The organism is Paraburkholderia sp. BR10882 (assembly GCF_040948855.1).
Taxonomy (GTDB): Bacteria; Pseudomonadota; Gammaproteobacteria; order Burkholderiales; family Burkholderiaceae; genus Paraburkholderia; species Paraburkholderia nodosa_A.
This window is the reverse complement of the sequence record NZ_JBFPKP010000001.1, coordinates 899,208-916,094: the sequence shown is the minus strand read 5'-3', so window position 1 is coordinate 916,094 and position 16,887 is coordinate 899,208. Positions and strand designations below refer to the sequence as shown.

The 16,887-nt window shown below is 63.0% G+C and carries 24 protein-coding genes and 2 tRNA genes; 9 read left to right on the top strand and 17 right to left on the bottom strand.

What is annotated here, in order from left to right; all coding sequences use genetic code 11:
• The first annotated feature begins 82 nt into the window (after positions 1–82).
• Entirely contained in the window at positions 83–325 is a 243-nt protein-coding gene (locus tag AB3X99_RS04285) for a hypothetical protein (protein WP_342945658.1), read from the top strand.
• 126 nt (positions 326–451) lie between these two features.
• Here AB3X99_RS04285 and AB3X99_RS04280 read toward each other — a convergent pair whose 3' ends face one another.
• Complete coding sequence (locus AB3X99_RS04280; protein WP_028204875.1) at positions 452–724, bottom strand: hypothetical protein; 273 nt, start codon at positions 722–724, stop codon at positions 452–454.
• 417 nt (positions 725–1,141) lie between these two features.
• Between AB3X99_RS04280 and dusA the strand changes: the two genes are divergently transcribed.
• Together dusA and AB3X99_RS04270 are read left to right on the top strand one after the other, a co-directional pair.
• Complete coding sequence (dusA, locus tag AB3X99_RS04275) at positions 1,142–2,143, top strand: tRNA dihydrouridine(20/20a) synthase DusA (RefSeq protein WP_368616194.1); 1,002 nt, start codon at positions 1,142–1,144, stop codon at positions 2,141–2,143.
• Positions 2,144–2,231: 88 nt separating this feature from the next.
• Positions 2,232–2,307: transfer RNA gene (locus AB3X99_RS04270), tRNA-His, on the top strand.
• A 211-nt stretch (positions 2,308–2,518) separates the two neighbouring features.
• Here the strand turns inward: AB3X99_RS04270 and AB3X99_RS04265 are convergent.
• The 3 genes from AB3X99_RS04265 to AB3X99_RS04255 form a co-directional block, all read right to left on the bottom strand.
• Positions 2,519–2,710 carry a hypothetical protein gene (locus tag AB3X99_RS04265; protein ID WP_141710819.1) on the bottom strand — a complete coding sequence of 64 codons (192 nt, stop codon included), beginning with the start codon at positions 2,708–2,710 and terminating at the stop codon, positions 2,519–2,521.
• A gap of 259 nt (positions 2,711–2,969) precedes the next feature.
• Positions 2,970–3,191 carry a hypothetical protein gene (locus AB3X99_RS04260; RefSeq protein ID WP_069267557.1) on the bottom strand — a complete coding sequence of 74 codons (222 nt, stop codon included), beginning with the start codon at positions 3,189–3,191 and terminating at the stop codon, positions 2,970–2,972.
• 279 nt (positions 3,192–3,470) lie between these two features.
• The gene (locus tag AB3X99_RS04255) at positions 3,471–3,698 is read right to left on the bottom strand and encodes a hypothetical protein (RefSeq protein ID WP_368616193.1); all 228 of its coding nucleotides are present in this window, start codon (positions 3,696–3,698) and stop codon (positions 3,471–3,473) included.
• 129 nt (positions 3,699–3,827) lie between these two features.
• Between AB3X99_RS04255 and AB3X99_RS04250 the strand changes: the two genes are divergently transcribed.
• Positions 3,828–4,178, top strand: a complete 351-nt coding sequence (locus AB3X99_RS04250; RefSeq protein WP_368616192.1) for a hypothetical protein — start codon at positions 3,828–3,830, stop codon at positions 4,176–4,178.
• The gene (locus tag AB3X99_RS04245) at positions 4,175–5,101 is read left to right on the top strand and encodes a DnaJ C-terminal domain-containing protein (RefSeq protein WP_368616191.1); all 927 of its coding nucleotides are present in this window, start codon (positions 4,175–4,177) and stop codon (positions 5,099–5,101) included. The genes AB3X99_RS04250 and AB3X99_RS04245 overlap by 4 nt, the downstream gene beginning before the upstream one ends.
• Here AB3X99_RS04245 and AB3X99_RS04240 read toward each other — a convergent pair.
• From AB3X99_RS04240 to ssuD, 5 genes are all read right to left on the bottom strand, one after another.
• Positions 5,098–5,346, bottom strand: coding sequence for a DUF6566 family protein (locus tag AB3X99_RS04240; RefSeq protein WP_069267560.1), 249 nt, complete (start codon positions 5,344–5,346; stop codon positions 5,098–5,100). The two genes, AB3X99_RS04245 and AB3X99_RS04240, sit on opposite strands and share 4 nt — an antisense overlap.
• Before the next feature lie 87 nt (positions 5,347–5,433).
• Positions 5,434–5,649, bottom strand: coding sequence for a molybdopterin-binding protein (locus AB3X99_RS04235; RefSeq protein WP_028204871.1), 216 nt, complete (start codon positions 5,647–5,649; stop codon positions 5,434–5,436).
• A gap of 52 nt (positions 5,650–5,701) precedes the next feature.
• On the bottom strand, positions 5,702–6,583 hold the full coding sequence (locus AB3X99_RS04230) for an ATP-binding cassette domain-containing protein (RefSeq protein WP_368616190.1): 882 nt from the start codon (positions 6,581–6,583) through the stop codon (positions 5,702–5,704).
• The gene (ssuC, locus tag AB3X99_RS04225) at positions 6,580–7,437 is read right to left on the bottom strand and encodes an aliphatic sulfonate ABC transporter permease SsuC (RefSeq protein WP_342945653.1); all 858 of its coding nucleotides are present in this window, start codon (positions 7,435–7,437) and stop codon (positions 6,580–6,582) included. Before ssuC ends, AB3X99_RS04230 begins: the two co-directional genes overlap by 4 nt.
• Before the next feature lie 38 nt (positions 7,438–7,475).
• Positions 7,476–8,633 (bottom strand): FMNH2-dependent alkanesulfonate monooxygenase, encoded by a 1,158-nt coding sequence (gene ssuD, locus AB3X99_RS04220; protein WP_342945652.1) that lies wholly within the window; start codon positions 8,631–8,633, stop codon positions 7,476–7,478.
• Between the two features lie 410 nt (positions 8,634–9,043).
• Between ssuD and AB3X99_RS04215 the strand changes: the two genes are divergently transcribed.
• On the top strand, positions 9,044–9,469 hold the full coding sequence (locus tag AB3X99_RS04215) for a hypothetical protein (RefSeq protein ID WP_069267614.1): 426 nt from the start codon (positions 9,044–9,046) through the stop codon (positions 9,467–9,469).
• Positions 9,470–9,563: 94 nt separating this feature from the next.
• Here AB3X99_RS04215 and AB3X99_RS04210 read toward each other — a convergent pair whose 3' ends face one another.
• From AB3X99_RS04210 to AB3X99_RS04190, 5 genes are all read right to left on the bottom strand, one after another.
• Complete coding sequence (locus AB3X99_RS04210; RefSeq protein WP_368616189.1) at positions 9,564–10,721, bottom strand: enoyl-CoA hydratase/isomerase family protein; 1,158 nt, start codon at positions 10,719–10,721, stop codon at positions 9,564–9,566.
• Between the two features lie 72 nt (positions 10,722–10,793).
• Positions 10,794–11,507, bottom strand: coding sequence for a TetR/AcrR family transcriptional regulator (locus AB3X99_RS04205; protein ID WP_368616188.1), 714 nt, complete (start codon positions 11,505–11,507; stop codon positions 10,794–10,796).
• Between the two features lie 76 nt (positions 11,508–11,583).
• The gene (locus AB3X99_RS04200; RefSeq protein ID WP_069267565.1) at positions 11,584–11,868 is read right to left on the bottom strand and encodes a DUF1488 domain-containing protein; all 285 of its coding nucleotides are present in this window, start codon (positions 11,866–11,868) and stop codon (positions 11,584–11,586) included.
• Between the two features lie 144 nt (positions 11,869–12,012).
• Positions 12,013–12,360: a multidrug efflux SMR transporter gene (locus tag AB3X99_RS04195; protein WP_042268604.1), complete on the bottom strand. Its 348-nt coding sequence runs from the start codon at positions 12,358–12,360 to the stop codon at positions 12,013–12,015.
• Positions 12,361–12,364: 4 nt separating this feature from the next.
• Positions 12,365–12,862 carry a heme-degrading domain-containing protein gene (locus AB3X99_RS04190; protein WP_342945649.1) on the bottom strand — a complete coding sequence of 166 codons (498 nt, stop codon included), beginning with the start codon at positions 12,860–12,862 and terminating at the stop codon, positions 12,365–12,367.
• Positions 12,863–13,094: 232 nt separating this feature from the next.
• On the opposite strand from AB3X99_RS04190, the gene AB3X99_RS04185 reads away from it, so the two are divergent.
• The 3 genes from AB3X99_RS04185 (at position 13,095) to AB3X99_RS04175 (ending at position 15,697) form a co-directional block, all read left to right on the top strand.
• Positions 13,095–13,171, top strand: a tRNA-Met gene (locus AB3X99_RS04185).
• 71 nt (positions 13,172–13,242) lie between these two features.
• Entirely contained in the window at positions 13,243–14,625 is a 1,383-nt protein-coding gene (locus tag AB3X99_RS04180; protein ID WP_368616187.1) for a Swt1 family HEPN domain-containing protein, read from the top strand.
• A 292-nt stretch (positions 14,626–14,917) separates the two neighbouring features.
• On the top strand, positions 14,918–15,697 hold the full coding sequence (locus tag AB3X99_RS04175; protein ID WP_368616186.1) for a hypothetical protein: 780 nt from the start codon (positions 14,918–14,920) through the stop codon (positions 15,695–15,697).
• Positions 15,698–16,113: 416 nt separating this feature from the next.
• On the opposite strand, the gene AB3X99_RS04170 is transcribed toward AB3X99_RS04175, so the two are convergent.
• From AB3X99_RS04170 to AB3X99_RS04160, 3 genes are read right to left on the bottom strand one after another with little or no spacing between them, the layout of a single operon-like run.
• Positions 16,114–16,326, bottom strand: a complete 213-nt coding sequence (locus tag AB3X99_RS04170; protein WP_368616185.1) for a hypothetical protein — start codon at positions 16,324–16,326, stop codon at positions 16,114–16,116.
• A gap of 13 nt (positions 16,327–16,339) precedes the next feature.
• Positions 16,340–16,573, bottom strand: coding sequence for a hypothetical protein (locus AB3X99_RS04165; protein ID WP_368616184.1), 234 nt, complete (start codon positions 16,571–16,573; stop codon positions 16,340–16,342).
• 7 nt (positions 16,574–16,580) lie between these two features.
• Positions 16,581–16,886 carry a hypothetical protein gene (locus AB3X99_RS04160; protein WP_368616183.1) on the bottom strand — a complete coding sequence of 102 codons (306 nt, stop codon included), beginning with the start codon at positions 16,884–16,886 and terminating at the stop codon, positions 16,581–16,583.
• Between the last annotated feature and the right edge of the window lies 1 nt (position 16,887).

Here is a 16,887-nt window from a genome sequence, read left to right as displayed (position 1 = left end):
CGCAATGCGCCGCGGCGGTCGCGGCGCCGCTCGGCGACAGACGTGCCAGAATCCGCACGTGCGCCTACTAGGAGAAATCGGCATGGAAAACCGACGCAGCTACGAATATATGGGTTTCGACATGACAGCCGGCGTGGACGGCGATCACGAAGCCGGTTTTTACGTCTCGACGCAGATCATCCAGAGCCTCACAGACGCCGAAAACGCCAACGTGCCGGTCGACGGCATCGCCGCTGGCCGCTTTCCGACCCAGGACAACGCCTTCGACGCGGCCTTCGATCGCATTCGCGAAGCGATCGACAAGCGCCTGCGCGCCGCTTCCTGAGCGGCGCACGGGAAAGAAACAGAACGGCCGCAGAAAAGCAAAAAGCCGGACGTCGCAACGACATCCGGCTTTCAGGCCGCCCGACTCACGGGCGGCTCAGCAACGAATCGGAAACTTCGGCGCGACTTACTGGCCGAAGAAAACCGATTGCGGGCCCGTGGCCTTTGCGTGGCTGCCCGACTGCGAAGCCGAGCCGGCGACACCGCCGTAAGCCGTCTGGGCGCCTTGTTCCTGGACGCGTTCGGCGGCCACGGTCTGGACGCTCTGGCCACGCTGCGAAGCGGGCGCGCCGACGTCCGGGCGATAGAACGGTGCCGGGCCGTAGCCGCTGGCGAACGCCGGAGCGGCAACAGAAGCGGTAGCTGCGACCAGCAGCGCTGCGATGAGTTTGGTCTTCATGGTGGACTCCAATATCAGGTTCAGTTGCGGATCGGGAAGGCGCCGCGCCTGGGAGGTCAGTGCCCACGGGCTGCGTCAACGAAACTCAGTGTATACACCTACTATCGGAAAATAATCGCGATAATCCGAATTTACTATTCTCCGTTCCACAACAATCCTGTCAGGCAGATTTGACGGGGCTGAGCGCCGAACAGACCCTAAAAGTGCTCCCAAAAAAATTTGCGCGACGCAGCAAATTGCACGCGGATTACATAACGCGGATAGGGTTTTTCGGCCGAAAATGGCCATCGGGCGCACATCCTGCTTAGGTATCCGGCAAATTGGCGCAGTGCGCAAAGGGTACGAAGAACCAGGCCCGCATGCGTTAAAATGGAAGGTTGATCCACGTCAGCCGTTACTCACCGGTTTCCCATCGCCATGTCCGCCACCCGTCAAGCCAGCCCCCGCCGCGTTTCTGTCGCGCCCATGATGGACTGGACCGATCGCCACTGCCGTTCGCTGCATCGCTTCATCTCCCGGCACACGTGGCTGTATACGGAGATGGTGACGACGGGCGCCCTCATCCACGGCGACGTGCCGCGCCATCTCGCGTTCACGCCGGCCGAGGCGCCGGTCGCGCTTCAGCTGGGCGGCAGCGAACCCGACGACCTCGCGCGCGCCGCGAAGCTCGGAGAACAGTGGGGCTACGACGAGATCAACCTGAACTGCGGCTGCCCGTCCGAACGCGTGCAGCGCGGCGCGTTCGGCGCATGCCTGATGAACGAACCGCAACTGGTGGCGGACTGCGTGAAGGCGATGCGCGATGTCGTATCCGTACCCGTGACGGTCAAGCACCGCATCGGCGTGGATACGGTCGAGGACTATGCGTTCGTGCGCGATTTCGTCGGCACGATTGCCGAAGCGGGCTGTGAGGTTTTCATCGTGCACGCGCGCAACGCGATCCTGAAGGGCTTGAGCCCGAAGGAAAACCGCGAGATCCCGCCGCTCAAGTACGACTACGCATACCAGCTCAAGCGCGACTTCCCGCAGCTCGAAATCATCATCAACGGCGGCATCAAGACGCTCGACGAAGTCGAGCAGCATCTACAGCACGTCGATGGCGTGATGCTCGGCCGCGAGGCGTACCACAACCCCTACGTGCTCGCCGACGTCGATGCGCGCTTCTATGGCTCGACCGATGCTGCGCTTACGCGCGAGGAAGTGGAAGCGAAGCTCATCGAGTACTGCGCGAGCGAGATCGCACGCGGCACTTACCTGGGCGCGATCGTGCGCCATGCGCTGGGCCTCTACCGCGGCGTGGCCGGCGCGCGCGGCTGGCGCCGCATCCTCTCGGACAGCCGCAAGCTCGCGAAGGCAGATCTCGCGATCTTCGACGAGGCCCGAGAATATCTGCGCGTTCCGGACGAAATTCTTGAATAAAGGGCTAGGCAAGGCAACTTTAGTATGTATATAATCTTGCTTCTTGATTGACGCCGCTTTCGAAGCAGCGCTAGTTGAGAAAACAGCGGTGGCTGTAGCTCAGTTGGTAGAGTCCAGGATTGTGATTCCTGTCGTCGTGGGTTCGAGTCCCATCAGCCACCCCAAAGAATTCAAGCACTTAGCCCAGTTCGATGAACTGGGCTTTTTGCTTTCTGGAATCTGTTTAAGCGCCGGTGTAAGCAATTCAAGTCGAAGCGGCGCGAGCGGTTGGTCGCGAAAGCGATCCCGCATGCGACGCTGCAATCTTTTGAGTGTGCGCGTAGCTGGCCTGGGTCGTCAGCCTGAGCCCGGCATGAAACACTTTCGAACCGTCGCCTAAGTAATGCCGTTTGCCCGCTCTTTCGCAGCAACGAATTGGCGATGGGTAGCGACCTCGCGCGCGATCAGGGCGCGTATCAAATCGTCGTTCGGGTTTTCGAGGATCAGCGGCGGCAGATCACGCGCCAATCCTTCGCGTGCCGCAACCCAAGCCTCGTAGGCAGTTGTGAGCTCGTCAACTTTGTCCAAAGTCTGTCCCCGACGACTGGCAATGATTCTCCCGAACCATTGCACCGATTTCGCTTGCTGCGCGCTCGCATGGGCGCGAGCGGGAGCAAGTTAATCACACATTTGCGTCGGAAACGACCAAGGATTTTCGAGGCAGCGTTCAGTACATTCGTGCGCTGCCGGATCCCTGCCACACAACAGCAGAGAGATGGCCAAGGACGACGACGAGATCAATCAAATCAATACGCAGCGCAATGGTTGCGTAACCTGACACGCAGCATTAGTCGAGGTCAATCATTTGCAAAGCTTGCAGCTTCCCGATTGCTGTTGCCTCTTCGTAGGTACCGCGATGCATCAAACGACCACTAGACAACGGGACACTGCCAGCCCAGACAGTATCGTCCATTGCGATGGCCCACCGCGGACCGAATTCTCCGTTGCCAACATCAAACGGCGTGAAATCGACGATGTATCCCTTGTAGCGAATGACGTGATTGTTCATTGGCTCTCCTCCCGGTTGCAATCTAACACCGGTGCCGAGGGTGAATTTTTAGAGATCGTTAAGTGAATGTGGACGCGCCACGGAAATCGTTAACGGCCGCTGTGGCAGCAACCTTTAGCGACTTGGGGCAATCCCCCCATCACATAGCGGAAGAGAGATGACTGCGTATTACGCAGAGATCGACAAGCGAAGCGCGCGGCAGCGTCATAGCAGCAACCGGCGAACGAGCCGCTCTCGCGCCTTCCGATGCGACGAGAGCGCCGAGTGAAACAGGTTTGCCTAGCCCATCAAGATTTCATCGACCATCGCGCGCCCCCAAGCGAACCCGGCGCTTTCGGCATCGTCCCGAGTCCTGTGGCTCGTCTTCAGGTCTTCACTCGAAGCGATCTCGCGTTCTGGGCCCCTGCCTACTTTCGCGCGCCATACCCACATTTCATTGGGGCACTCAAGGGTTTCCGAATGGAGGTCGTAACCACGGTAGTCGGTAAAACGCACGTTCCAGCCCATCGGCAGTCTCCTTTCAAATTGAAAGGAAATAGTAGCATGGCCGACGTCGCAGTTATGCATGTAACAGGTAATCGCCCCCCAATAGCTGGGAACCCACGCACTCAAGGCAAGTAGCGAATAGAGCCATCGATGAGCGACTACCTGACCACGAACGAACTCGCCGACTGGCTTGGACTCAGTGCGGATACCAGAGCAACGAAATTAGGAGGAGCGGCTAAAATAGCGACAGCATTTCGGAATGCCCCGCCGCAAACCCACACCAGTGTGGGGTCGATAAAGTGGGCCATATTCCGAAATCAAAATCACAGCGCTTTGATTATTAACCTGAATTTGCTGTTCGCCGACTCGATTGCGATTCCTGTTGTCGTGGGTTCGAGTCCCATCAGCCACCCCAAAGAATTCAGCAGTGAACAAATGAGCCCGCACGGGTTGCGGGCTCATTTGCGTCTGTGCACGAGAGACACCCGGGAACGTCTTTGAGCTTCGAGCAATACTACAGGCGGCTGCACCTGCCGGAGACTGCGTCCCCGGCAGAAATCAAGCGCGCCTACCGTCAACTGCGCGCGAAGTACCACCCCGACCGCAACAAGGGTCGCGAGGCGGCAGTCGAGCCGGTCTTCAAGCTCATTCAGGAGGCCTTCGAGATTCTGAGCGGCAGGCGCATCGCGCCAACGGCGAGGACAACTGGCGCCGCGAGTCCGGCCGGCAAGACCCGCAACGGCGAAGCGCAACCGCGTCAGCGTCGCGCGGCGCCGCCCATGCGCGGCGCCAACTGCCTCGTCGAGCTATTCGTGCCGCTAGAAGTCGCGATCAATGGCGGCGGCGTTCAAGCCCACTACCCTGTCAAAGGTCCGTGTCCCGCGTGCGAACAGGAAGATCGCGGCGCGCTTTGCGAACAATGTCACGGCACCGGCGTAAAGACATGGCGCAAGTCGGAAGTGGTCGCAATTCCACACGGCGCATGGGACGGTCAGCGTCTGGTGGTGGCCGGCGGCGGCCACCCCGGCGTGAACGGCGGCCCACCGGGAGACGCGACTTTCTCCGTCTCCATCGTTTGCGGCCCGGGCTTTACGCGCAACGGGCTCGATCTCGCTTGCGAGCTTCCAGTCGACTTCGTGACGGCCATGCTAGGCGGCGGCGTTCAGGCCAAGGTGCTCGGCCGCACGTTCGACGTGAAAATTCCGGCGAACGCGAATGCGCGCACGCCGATCCGTCTGCCGGGTCTTGGACTCGCGGACCGCAACGGCGGGCGCGGCAACCTCACGCTGCACCTGGTCCTCACGATGCCGGCCGCCGCTGCACATTTGACCGGGGCCGAGCGCCAGCAACTACGCGACATGTTCGCCGATGCAGCGCGCCGGGCAAGCCAGTCGCCCAGCGCGAGTTCGCAAGGCAAACGCTAGCTCGCTTGCGTGCCGCGCGCATCGATCCACGCGCGCGCCGCTTCGAAGCCCGCCTCGGCCGCCGCGTGCTCGGTGGACCAGAGGCGCGTGATAGGCACGAGCTGCCAGTCCTCCACGATCGTATCGTCCTTCAGCACACGATAGTGCGCCTTCACGCCCGTGAGCACCTGCTCGACTGCGACTTCAATGTCGTAGTCCTTGTAGCGCTCCTGGTAGTCGCCCATGTCGATGCCCTTCGGCTCCATGCTCGCCTCTTCCGTCTTCCGTTGACGGTTCATGCTAGCACTTGCGCGCGCCGCGACTCGCAGGCGGCGCCGGCGCGCGGGCACGCTTCACAGGCGCGCGATCGAGACCTCCGTCGACTTCACCAGCGCGACCACTTCCGAGCCCACCTTCAACTCGAGTTCGTCGATCGAGCGCGTGGTGATGACCGAGGTGACGATGCCGAATGCCGTATCGACATCGACTTCCGAAACGACGGGCCCGCGAATGATTTCCTTGATCTTGCCGCGAAACTGGTTGCGCACGTTGATAGCGGTAATGCTCATAGATTCGGCTCCGTGGGTTCGAGTAAAAACAACAGGATTCCTGATGAATAATTTAAGCCACTGCGCCCGTTGGCCGCCCGGCGGCTGGCAGTGGGCCGTGGCCTAGCACGCGCTGCAGCACGCTCTCCTCGAGCGCAGCAAAGCGTGCGTCGACGCGCGCCCGCGGGCGCTCGAGCGGCACGCGCTGATCGAGCGCGATGCGCCCTGCCTCGACGAGCAGAATACGGTCGCCGAGTGCGACAGCTTCGTGCACGTCGTGCGTCACCAGCAACGCGGTGAAGCGATGCTCGCGCCAAAGGCGCTCGATCAGCGCATGCATCTCGAGGCGCGTCAGCGCGTCGAGTGCGCCGAGCGGCTCGTCGAGCAGCAACAGGCTCGGACGATGCACGAGCGCACGGGCGAGCGCAACGCGCTGGCGCTGGCCTCCCGAGAGGCGCGCCGGCCACTCGTCGGCGCGCGCGAGCAGGCCCACTTCGTCGAGCACCGCGCGGGCGTCGTCACGCGCGCCGCGCCCGAGTCCGAGCATCACGTTCTGCAAGACGGTCTTCCACGGCAAGAGGCGCGCGTCCTGAAACATGATGCGCGTATCGAGCGGCGCGCCATCTGCGCCGCGCCGCTCGACGACGCCCTCGTCGGGCGTTTCGAGGCCGGCGATCAGGCGCAGCAACGTGGACTTGCCGCAACCGCTGCGTCCGACAATCGACACAAAACTGCCGCGCTCGATCGCGAGGTCGAAGCCGGCGAGCACGGCGTGCTCGCCGTAGCGCTTGCCCACACCGCGAAGGGCAACGGCGGCGTCCACTTCGGGCGTAGGCGTACGCGGTGCCACGCCCTCGCGCGCCGCTTGCGCCCTGTCGTTGCGCTCGCGCGCCTGCACGCGACCGGCATCTTCCCACCCCACACCGTAATTCGACGCCAGTTGACTCGCGCTCATGCTTCGTTCTCCTGTTGATAAGCGGGGTGCCAGCGCAGCGCCACGCGTTCGAGCGACTTCGCAAGCCAGTCGGCGAGCTTGCCGAGCGCCGCATAGAGCAGGATGCCGACCACCACCACATCGGTTTGCAGGAATTCGCGCGCGTTCATCGTCATGTAGCCGATGCCCGACTGCGCGGAGATCGTTTCGGCGACGATCAGCGTCACCCACATCAGCCCAAGCGCAAAGCGCACGCCGACGAGAATCGATGGCAACGCCCCCGGCAATATCACCTCGCGATAGAGCGCGAAACCCTTGAGCCCATAGCTGCGCGCCATCTCGACCAGATTGGCGTCCACCGAGCGGATGCCGTGAAACGTATTCACGTAGACGGGAAAGAACACGCCCAGCGCCACGAGAAAGACTTTCGCCTCCTCGCCAATGCCAAACCACAGAATCACGAGCGGAATCATGGCGAGCGCCGGGATATTGCGGACCATCTGCACGGTCGAATCGAGCGCGGTTTCCGCGGGCTTGAAAAGCCCGGTAGCCAATCCGAGCACGAGCCCGATGCCGCCGCCGATCGCGAACCCCGAAAGCGCCCGCCACGTGCTCACGCGCACGTCCGCCCACATTTCGCCCGACTCGATCAGCGACCAGGCCGCCCGCACCACGGCGAGCGGCTCGGGCAGCACGCGCGTCGAAAGCGCGCCGCTTCTTGCGGCGATCTCCCAGATCACCAGCACCGCCAGCGGCACTAGCCAGGGCGCGAGCCGCCGCCGGCTCCCCCGCACGAATCTCCGCGCGGCGCGCAGCGCACCGCCTGGGGTGGTGTGATCGCGCGCGGGTGCGGCCCTTACTACGGATTGCGTCATCGTTGCATCCTCCACGATTGCTGCCGTTCTCCAGCGCCTCAGCTCTGGCTCACTTTCGGCAGATAGTGATTCCCGACCACTTCGCCGAAAGGCCCCGAAAGGGGGCCGCCCGCGCCCTTCGCCGTGCGCCCAGGCAGCAGCGGGAACACGAGTTCCGCAAACCGGTAGGATTCCTCGAGATGGGGATAGCCGGACAAGATGAACGTCTCGATGCCAAGCTGCGCGTATTCCTTCATGAGCGCGGCAACCTGTTCAGGATTGCCGACGAGCGCCGTGCCCGCGCCGCCGCGCACGAGGCCCACGCCAGCCCACAGGTTCGGATACACCTCGAGGTCCTTGCGCGTGCCGCGCTTGCCGCCGTGCAGCGCGGCCATGCGGCGCTGGCCTTCCGAATCCATCTTCGCGAATGCGGCCTGGGCGCGCGCAACCGTCTCGTCGTCGAGGTGGCTGATGAGCTTGTCGGCGGCGGCCCACGCTTCGTCTTCGCTCTCGCGCACGATCACGTGCAGGCGAATGCCGAAGCGGATCGTGCGGCCGTGCTCGGCGGCGCGCGCGCGGATGTCGGCGATCTTGCGCGCGACGGCTTCGGGCGGCTCGCCCCACGTCAGATAGGTGTCGATGTGCGCGCCCGCCATGGCGTGCGCGGCCGGCGACGAGCCGCCGAACCACAACGGCGGATGCGGATGCTGCGCTGGCGGATACAACACTTTGCCGCCTACCGAGCGCAGATGTCGCCCCTCGAAATCGATCGCCTCGTTCGCGTGCGATGCGGCGAGCAGCTTGCGCCAGATATGCAGGAACTCGTCGGTGATTTCGTAGCGCGTGTCGTGATCGACGAAGAGGCCATCGCCTTCCAGCTCGGCCGTGTCGCCGCCCGTCACGACGTTGATGAGCAGACGGCCATTGGAGAGCCGGTCGAACGTCGCGGCCATCCGTGCGGAGAGTGCCGGCGACGAGAGGCCGGGGCGGATCGCCACGAGGAACTTCAGGCGCCGTGTCGCGGCGATGAGGCTCGACGCCACGACCCACGCGTCCTCGCACGAGCGCCCGGTAGGCAGCAGGACGCCTTCATAGCCGAGCGTATCGGCGGCGACGGCGATCTGCTGGAAATACGCGAGATCGGCCGCGCGCGCGCCCTGGGTCGTGCCCAGATAGCGGCTGTCGCCGTGGGTCGGGATGAACCAGAACACATTCATGCATTGCTCCTGCCTGGAAATTCGAAACGAATCGGGTGACTGCCGACCAGCGAGCACGCGCGGGCACGCCGCGCAAGCGAATGCGCCGCTCGTGGCTCGATTGAGAGGATTCGACAGCAGACGGAATGCGCCGGCGCGTTCCCCGTGCGCCTCGCGAGAGCGCCCGGCGACGGCGGCGCCGTCTTCATGGGGAACCAGTCTAGGGACCGCTCGCACCCTTTAGAACGATTTTTTTGAGCTTAGGTTTTCCACTTTCGTGCTTTACCCGACGCTTTAGCGTACGGTGCGCCTCGCGCGCACCGCGCGCCGATATAATGGCGCACGCACCCACAAAAACACCGGCACGCCGCGCGCATCACGCTCCATAAGGCGCGTTGCGCAGCGAGGCCAAGAAGCTCTCGCACGATTCCATGCAAAAACTGATTCTGCCGTTCGTATCCGGCTTTCTCGCGTCGCTCTTCTTTCGCGAAGCGACGCTCGCGCTCCTGCATGCCGCCCAGGTCATCGACGCGGCCGGATTTTCGACGAACCCATTCCAGCCGCTCGGGCTGCCCGAGTTCCTCGTGAATGCGATCTGGAGTGCCATCTGGGCCGTGCTGATGGCGTGGCTGCTGCGCGTGTCGCCTTCGCGGCCCGCGCCGTGGGTTCAGGCCTTCGTGTTCGGCGGCATCGTCCTCACTGCGGCAATGGTGTTCGTCGTCGATCCTCTGCGCGGCATCTGGCCGACCGGCAACATGCTGCCGCGGCTTGCCACGGGCTTCGCCTCGAATGCGATGTGGGGCTGGGGCGCGCTGGTTTTCATGCGCGCGTTCATGAGCGAAACGGCCGAAGACTGACTGCGCCTGCGGGCCGTGCGCCATGCGCGGCCCGCGTTTTCCCACCGCGCTTTCCCCCTCACACCTCCTCCACTGCTCCCTCGCGCCAGCCAGCTCAACCGATGAGTTCGCGCAGCGGGTGCTCCATCAAGCGCCAGGGGCTCTCGAACATCCGCTCGACGTCTTCGCGGCGCACGTCTTCGATATTCGCGAAGCGCCAATGCGGTTGATTGTCCTTGTCGATGATGCGCGCGCGGATGCCCTCCAGCACGTCGCCAATCGCGAAGCTCGAGCGCGTGAGGTCGAGGTCGCGGCGCAGGCAGTCGGCCATCGTGCCCTCCGCGCGCGAGACCACCTCGAGCGACACCGCCATGGAAAGCGGCGAACGCTCGCGCAGAACGTCCACCATCTGCCCGGCCCATTTTGCCTCGTCGCCCGCGCGCGCATGGCGAGCGGCTTCGAGCGATGCCAGCATGGCCGGCACATCGGCGAGCGAGAAATGCTGGTCGATCCAGCCGCGCACCGCGGCCAGCGACGATCCTTCGGCGAGTCGCCGCAATTCGGGCGCGGGCAGCGCCGCCTGGCGCATGCGCGCGACCACTTCCGCGCCGCTCGCAAACGGCTCGCTCTCCAGCGCATCGAGCAGCGCCGGCCACGCAGACTCGTCGAGCGACGCATCGGCCAGGCCCGCATACACGGCGCTCGCCTGATCGAGCGTCTCGCCTGTCACCGCGAGATACCGGCCGATCGCGCCAGGCGTGCGCGCGAGGAACCAGCCCATGCCGACATCGGGAAAGAGGCCGATGCGCGTCTCCGGCATCGCCATGCGCGTGGTCGGACCCACGAGCCGCAGCCCGCCCGTGCGATGCGCGCCCTGCGAGATGCCCATGCCGCCGCCCATGACCACGCCGTTGAGCATCGCGATGTACGGCTTCGGAAACGTGAAGATGGCGTGGTTGAGGCGATATTCGTCGGCGAAGAACGTGTCGAGCGCCGCCTGGTCGCCCGCGCGGTACGACTCGTACAAAAAGCGAATGTCGCCGCCCGCGCAGAACGCGCGCGGGTGGCGCGTACGCACGATCACCGCGAGCACGCCCGGGTCGTCGCGCCAGCGATCGAGCGCGGCGTGCATCGTGCGGACCATGGCGGTGGTGAGCGCATTGAGCGCCTGCGGGCGCTCGAGTTCGATATAGCCGATGCGGTTCGCTACGCGCGTAAGCACGTGCGAGTCGGCGTCGGCTGCGGTCGGGCTTGCGTTGGCTTCGTGTGACATGGCGATTGGCAAGGCAGAACGATGAGCGGCGCCTGAATCGGGCGAGGCGCGATCACAGGCACTCTGAGGCTATCACGACGCCACACCGGGCGCTTGCGCGGCCGACGACGCAGCCGCAGCGGCGCGCGCGCCGAACCACGCATCGAGCGTGGCGTCGATCAACGGACCGGGCGCCGCGTGCTCAAAGCCGGCACGCGCGAGCGTGAGCATCACCGCGCCGTGCAGCGTGGCCCAAAGCGACTGCGCAAGCAGGGGCCCATCGACATGCGCCCCGCTTGGCGGCGTCAGCACGGACAGCGTCGCGGCAAAGAGTTGTGCGCCGCAGGCCGGCGCAGCGCCCGCCTCAGGCTCGCCCGCCGCCTCGGCCAGCGCGGCGCGATGACGGCGTGCGGCCGGTCCCACGTGCTCCGCGCGCGTCTTGTGCGCCATGAAGATGAGTTCGTAAGTCTGCGGATGGTCGCAGCCGTACGCCACGTATGCATGCGCGAGGGCATGAAGCCGTTCGCGCGCGTCGGCGATCAGCGCGAGCGGTTCGAGCTGCGCAAGCAGTTGCGCGTAACATTCGCGGCCGAGCGCCTCGGCAATCTCGTCGCGGCCGGCGAAATAAAGATAGAGGGACGCAGGCGAATAACCGATCGCGTCGGCGATCTTGCGCATGGAGAGCGCGGCGAGCCCTTCGCGCATGACGATGCGGCGCGCAGCGTCGAGGATGCGCTCGCGCTGATCGTGCGCGCGCGCTGCGTGCCTTGCGTGGAGTTCGCGGTCCTTGCGTTCGACGATGCTCATGACGACGCTAGCCAGTTGCGGCAACCGAAATTTCCCGTGACGCCCGTGCGGGGCGTGCCTGACTACGCGTACAAGCCTACGAGTCCAGGCGTCCGGGGGGAAAGTGACCGCTCTTGAGCAGCACCGGCGTGCCGTTGCTGAGTTCGAGATGGGCGCGCGCCACAGCTTCGATGCGCGATCGGCCGGCGTCGAACGCCTGCATCCACGCGTCGCGGTTCGCGGGCAGCGCACCGAAATGGTCCTCGAGCGCCTCGACGGAAATCGCGCAGGGAACGCGTGTGCCGTCGACGAGCGCGGGAAAGACCACGGTCAGATTGGCGTCGCGATAGAGCGGCGCGTCGGCGGGAAAACGAATGATCATGTCCAGCCCCAATGGGGAAAATCAGCAGAAAGCACTGCCGCCGGAGGACGACGCGGTGCACGGCGGTAACCGGCCATGTTACGCGCGAGGCGCAATGTCTGGCGCGAATGTGGCCAGTGCGGTGGCCGGTTCGGCCGCCGTCTTTCAATGCGCCTGCATCTTCGAGAACAGATTCAGCACGACCACGCCGGCCACAATGAGCCCGAGCCCGAGCACGGCCGGCAGATCGGGCACCTGCCGATAGAGCGCCATCGCCACGAGCGTAATGAGCACGATGCCCACGCCCGACCACACCGCATAGACGATGCCCACCGGCAAACTGCGCAACGTGAGCGAGAGCCCGTAGAACGCGATGCCATACCCCACCACGACGATCGCCGACGGCACGAGCCGCGTGAAGCCATCCGACGCGCGCAACGCAGAAGTGGCGATGACTTCCGCGACGATCGCGATGACGAGCCAGGTCCAGGCCGAGAACGGAGGAATGCGCATCGTCTCAGACCTTCGCGAGCGCGAGCTGCGCGTAGTCGGCGTTGAGTTGCGCGCAGAGCGCTTCGACTACCAGTTCGTGATCGGCGCGCTGCGGCAGGCCCGAGACCGTGATCGAGCCGATCACGCCCGTACCCTCCACCGTGAGCGGAAACGAACCGCCATGCGGCGCGAAATCGGCGATCGGCAGGCCGTGCTTGTCGGCAAGCGTCGAACCGGTTTGCTGCATGCGCAGGCCGATCGCATAGGAGCTGCGCCGAAAGTGCTCGACCACGCGCGACTTGCGGCGCACCCAGTCGGCATTGTCGGGCGTGGCGCCGTCCAGCGCGCAAAAGAAGAGCTGCTGGCCGAAGGTGCGCACATCGATGGCGACGGGCAGCGCGCGGGCGCGCGCGAGTTCATGCAGATGCGAGCCGAGCTGCCAGGCACGATCGGCGTCGAAACGCGGGAACACCAGCGCATGCTCTTGCGCGGCTATCGATTGCAGGTCGAGGGGAATGTCCATGGAAGAGGCAAATGAAGCGCAGTGCGTTGTCGCAGTGCGTTGTACAAGGCAACGGCGCAGCGTGAACATCGCGAAGAGCGTGCACGGCGCCGAACGAGCCCCGATTCTATCCTGACGATTCAAGAAGCCATCCACGCGTGTCCTGCAAACTTTTTGCAAACGCGTGGAAAGGCGCTCGTCATTTGTTGTTGCAACGCGGCGCGAACTGTCATATAATCTTTTCTTCGACGGACGCGGGGTGGAGCAGTCTGGCAGCTCGTCGGGCTCATAACCCGAAGGTCGTAGGTTCAAATCCTACCCCCGCAACCAAAGCCCAGTAAGGCTTTGCGCAATTTTCGCAGTTTTGGGTAGTTCGTACTTTTCGAGATTTTGGGTACCAGGTGGGTAATCACCGCCAAATTCCTGCGAAACCGAACCCCGACCATCAAACCCGCTTCGGCGGGTTTTTTGTTTTCCGGGCCTGCAACGGGCTCGGTGCACCCGGCCTTCCCAACGACCACAAGCGCACGCCAAGCCCGCTGTACGGCCGAGTTGCCCTGCTGCCACCTAAAATTCCCATCGTCACCCACCATCACGGCGGATGTCGTCATGGCAAACGGATCTGCGAAGCCACCTATCGTTTGGGTCACCACACGGCCGCCGCTTCATCCTCAGGCTTACGCGCGGCAACTGCTATCATCGGCTGCAGTTCAAATCACGCGCGACCGTGGAAGGCTACCGTGACACCTTCAGAAGACTCCGACTGGCAAAAGCTGTCCGATCAGGTTCAGCGGGCATTGTCCGCGGGCTGGAGCAACAGCGGGATGCCTGCTACCGCTTCTGCGCTCTACAGTCGCTGGTGGCAACTGGAGACTTGGCTGCGCTCTCTTGTCTACCTTGAACTTCGCAGCGCGATGGGTTCGGCGTGGGCAGACGTGCTGCCGGTAAACTCCGCTGATCGTCAGCAAAAGGACGAGGAGTATCGCCACATGCGAACTCCCGACGCACAGGACCGGCTTGCCTACCTTGATGCGGGACCGTTATTGCAATTGACAGTCGATCAATGGCAGCTTTTTCGCTTCTATCTACCGGCTCAAAAAATCTGGGCAGGCAGAATCGAGGAACTAAAGGCGATTCGAAATCGCATTGGCCACTGTCGTAGACCACATAGTGACGACCTTGATCGCTTGGAACAGACGCTTCGTGACCTCGATGGCGGCGCGTTTCTGGCAATGTCGTCGTTCAATGATCAATTGCAGCCGAATCAGGAGTGGTCAGATGTACTGGTCAGAGACTGGATACATCAAGAACATTCAGAGGCGAGTCTGATTGACCATGCGAGGAAGCAGTACGACACGAGCTTCAGGCTTTCGATCTCACGCCGTCCATGGGCGGAGCCTTTGGCTCGAAATGAAGAGCAACTTGGTAACCGACCGGGTTATGTTTGGCACGCGTGTTGGTATTTCCGAGGTGGGAGGCCCTTCAACCTTTCGAAGTTCTGGCGAGATATCGAATTCAACAAAGACCCCATTATGCTGGTGTGCGCTGATACGCCTTCAAGTCTTCGCGTGTCATTTTCGGCCATGGAAGATCAGAGGCAAGTAAGCGACGTTATCGGTAGAAGTTTTGATGCGGCGCTGACGACTCTCAGCCTTCATCCCGGTAATGACGATTACATCGAATGGGCTCGGCGTTACTCAAACGTTGATCCACGAGTGCATGCCGGAACGCCGTGGGCAGCCGTCGAACCATCGATGGAGGGCGTCAGCATATTTTCTGCATGAGCGAACACTAGCCATTTAACGGTTCTCCAACGCCAACGTTTCAGCTAGCTTGGAGTTCTTGGGGAAACTCGCCGAAGGACAGCAACGAGTCAAAATCAACGGCTAAAACTTGGTCACAGATAATTCGGCAGCCGTTTATACAACGTTAGACCACGGAACCATGACACCCTCGCCACAACCTCCGTTCTCGGCTCGATCCAGAGGAAAGCACCGGCAAATTGACTCCGACTTTCCACCTTCAGCGAGGAGCGGACTGCTGCATTTGTTATATGACCTCGTCGAGCGTCAATACTTGGCCGACTGGACGGTGGTTGCTCGCGAATTGCATCGAATTGGGCGGCTGCCCGTTGTCACGTATAACTCTTCTTCTTCGTCGAGCCTAGAGGTAGCCAGCACAAACGCAGCGGCAGCCCTTGAAGGCCTTGGTTGGGATAAGGTCTATGACTTCTGTGAGCGCTTGTACGGCCATCTAGCTCAAGAAGTCGGACATGAGGAGCACTTCAACGGCTACGTCGTTGATTTCTCTCGTGGCGATGTTCAGACGTACATCGCGATCGAGCTTCAGCGGCTTTTCCTCGAAGAGGACCTTGCATACGAGTTCACAGAAGGTGCCGTCCGCAGACGCGGACGAAAGCACACAGTGGAACTGGCGGCTAAGTCACAGGTTGTGCTTGGTGACTCTCGCCTCACGAGTGCGCGAACACACTTTGACAAATCCCTTCAGTTTTTTCGTCACCCGACGCGCCCTGACTATGAAAACGCGGTGAAAGAGGCCGTGTGTGCCGTAGAGGCTGCGGGCAAGGCCCTCTTTCCGATGGCCAAAGCCTCGACGTTAGGCGACCTTGTGAAGTGGCTCGGATCGACAACCGAAGTCTCTGTGCCCAAAGCCATCTGTCTGACGGTTACTGGCGTTTATGCGTTTCGAAGCGGAGGTGACGGAGTGGGGCACGGAGGGGCGAATGGTGGCAAGGCGACGCTAGAAGTGACCGAATATGTGTTGGCGGTGTGCGCTTCACAGATTATTTACTTGGTTGATTTGGCGAACTCTATGGAAGTTGACATTCCTTTCTAGAATTCGCGAATAAGCAGAAAAAGGCCGCAAGCACCGCCGCTCACCGTTTGTCATGAACCGCCGACGATATTTGCGTGCGCGTCGGCGGCGCACGGATGGAACCCGCGTGCGGTCGCGCGTCAAGGCCACCACGAAACCACCGGAGTCGCCCCGGTGCCTTCCACGCTTCTGGTTAGCGCCCAGTGCCAGCCGGGTCGCGCTAGGGTCATGGCGACAATTCTGGCCGGTACCTGCGGCATTGACCCCCGGTGTTCGAGCCGCGCATCTGGGAGCGGACCACCGGGGGCGCTGACCAGCACGCTCGCCCGGAACATCCGGAGCACGCCCCGGGCTCCTCCCGCGACCTCGCGCCGCGAATCGCGCGACAAATCCTGCGCGGGCAGGACAACGCCCACCACTCGCGCGGGCCTTCCCGCTCACGAGCGGTGCAGCACTGGCGCGTCGGGTTGCGCCGCGATCACGTGACCGTCTCGCAGTTCGAGCTTGAGCCATTGTGCGTGATCCATTACGGCGCGCTTCGCAAGGGCCTGCACGGCGCGGGCATACGTCGCGCCGAACACGATTTCCGCAGCGGCACCGCCTTCTGCGGCGCGCGCGATCACGTGAGCGCATAGCATGACCGTTTTCATGATCCGTCTCTCCCTACGGCACGCGCCGCAGTGTGGTGATACGCGGCACGGGCGGGATATCGGCATCAGGACTATCCGCCGGCAACATACCGGGCATTACGGACTTGTCGGTAAGGGTGCGCAGCGCGAACGTGATCAGATCGCGCAGCACTTCGCGCCGGTCGCGCCTGTAGAGTGTGGCGAGCGCATCGACGCGAACCGAGTCCTCAATCCTGATCCATATCGTGCAGGCGCGTTCGTCGTTCATGACGACCTCACGCTGCAATGCGCATGCGCGCATGGATCGTGTTCAGGCTGCGGTAGTGTTGCCCGCCAGTGCTATCCCACCATGCAATGCTGCGCCGGGCGCACACGATGAAATCGGCCACGTCCTCGCCTCGCACGAGGTCATAGAGCATCAGCGCCAGCGGGTCCGGTTCGGCCACGAACTCGCCGCGCAGCAGACGCGCGAGAACGCGCTCGATTGCCGCGTCGGCGTCGCAGCGTGCCGTTTCTTCATCGAATTCCTGTTGCGAGCGATAGCACTGGCAACCGGGAACATAGGCGTTGAGGTCGCACATG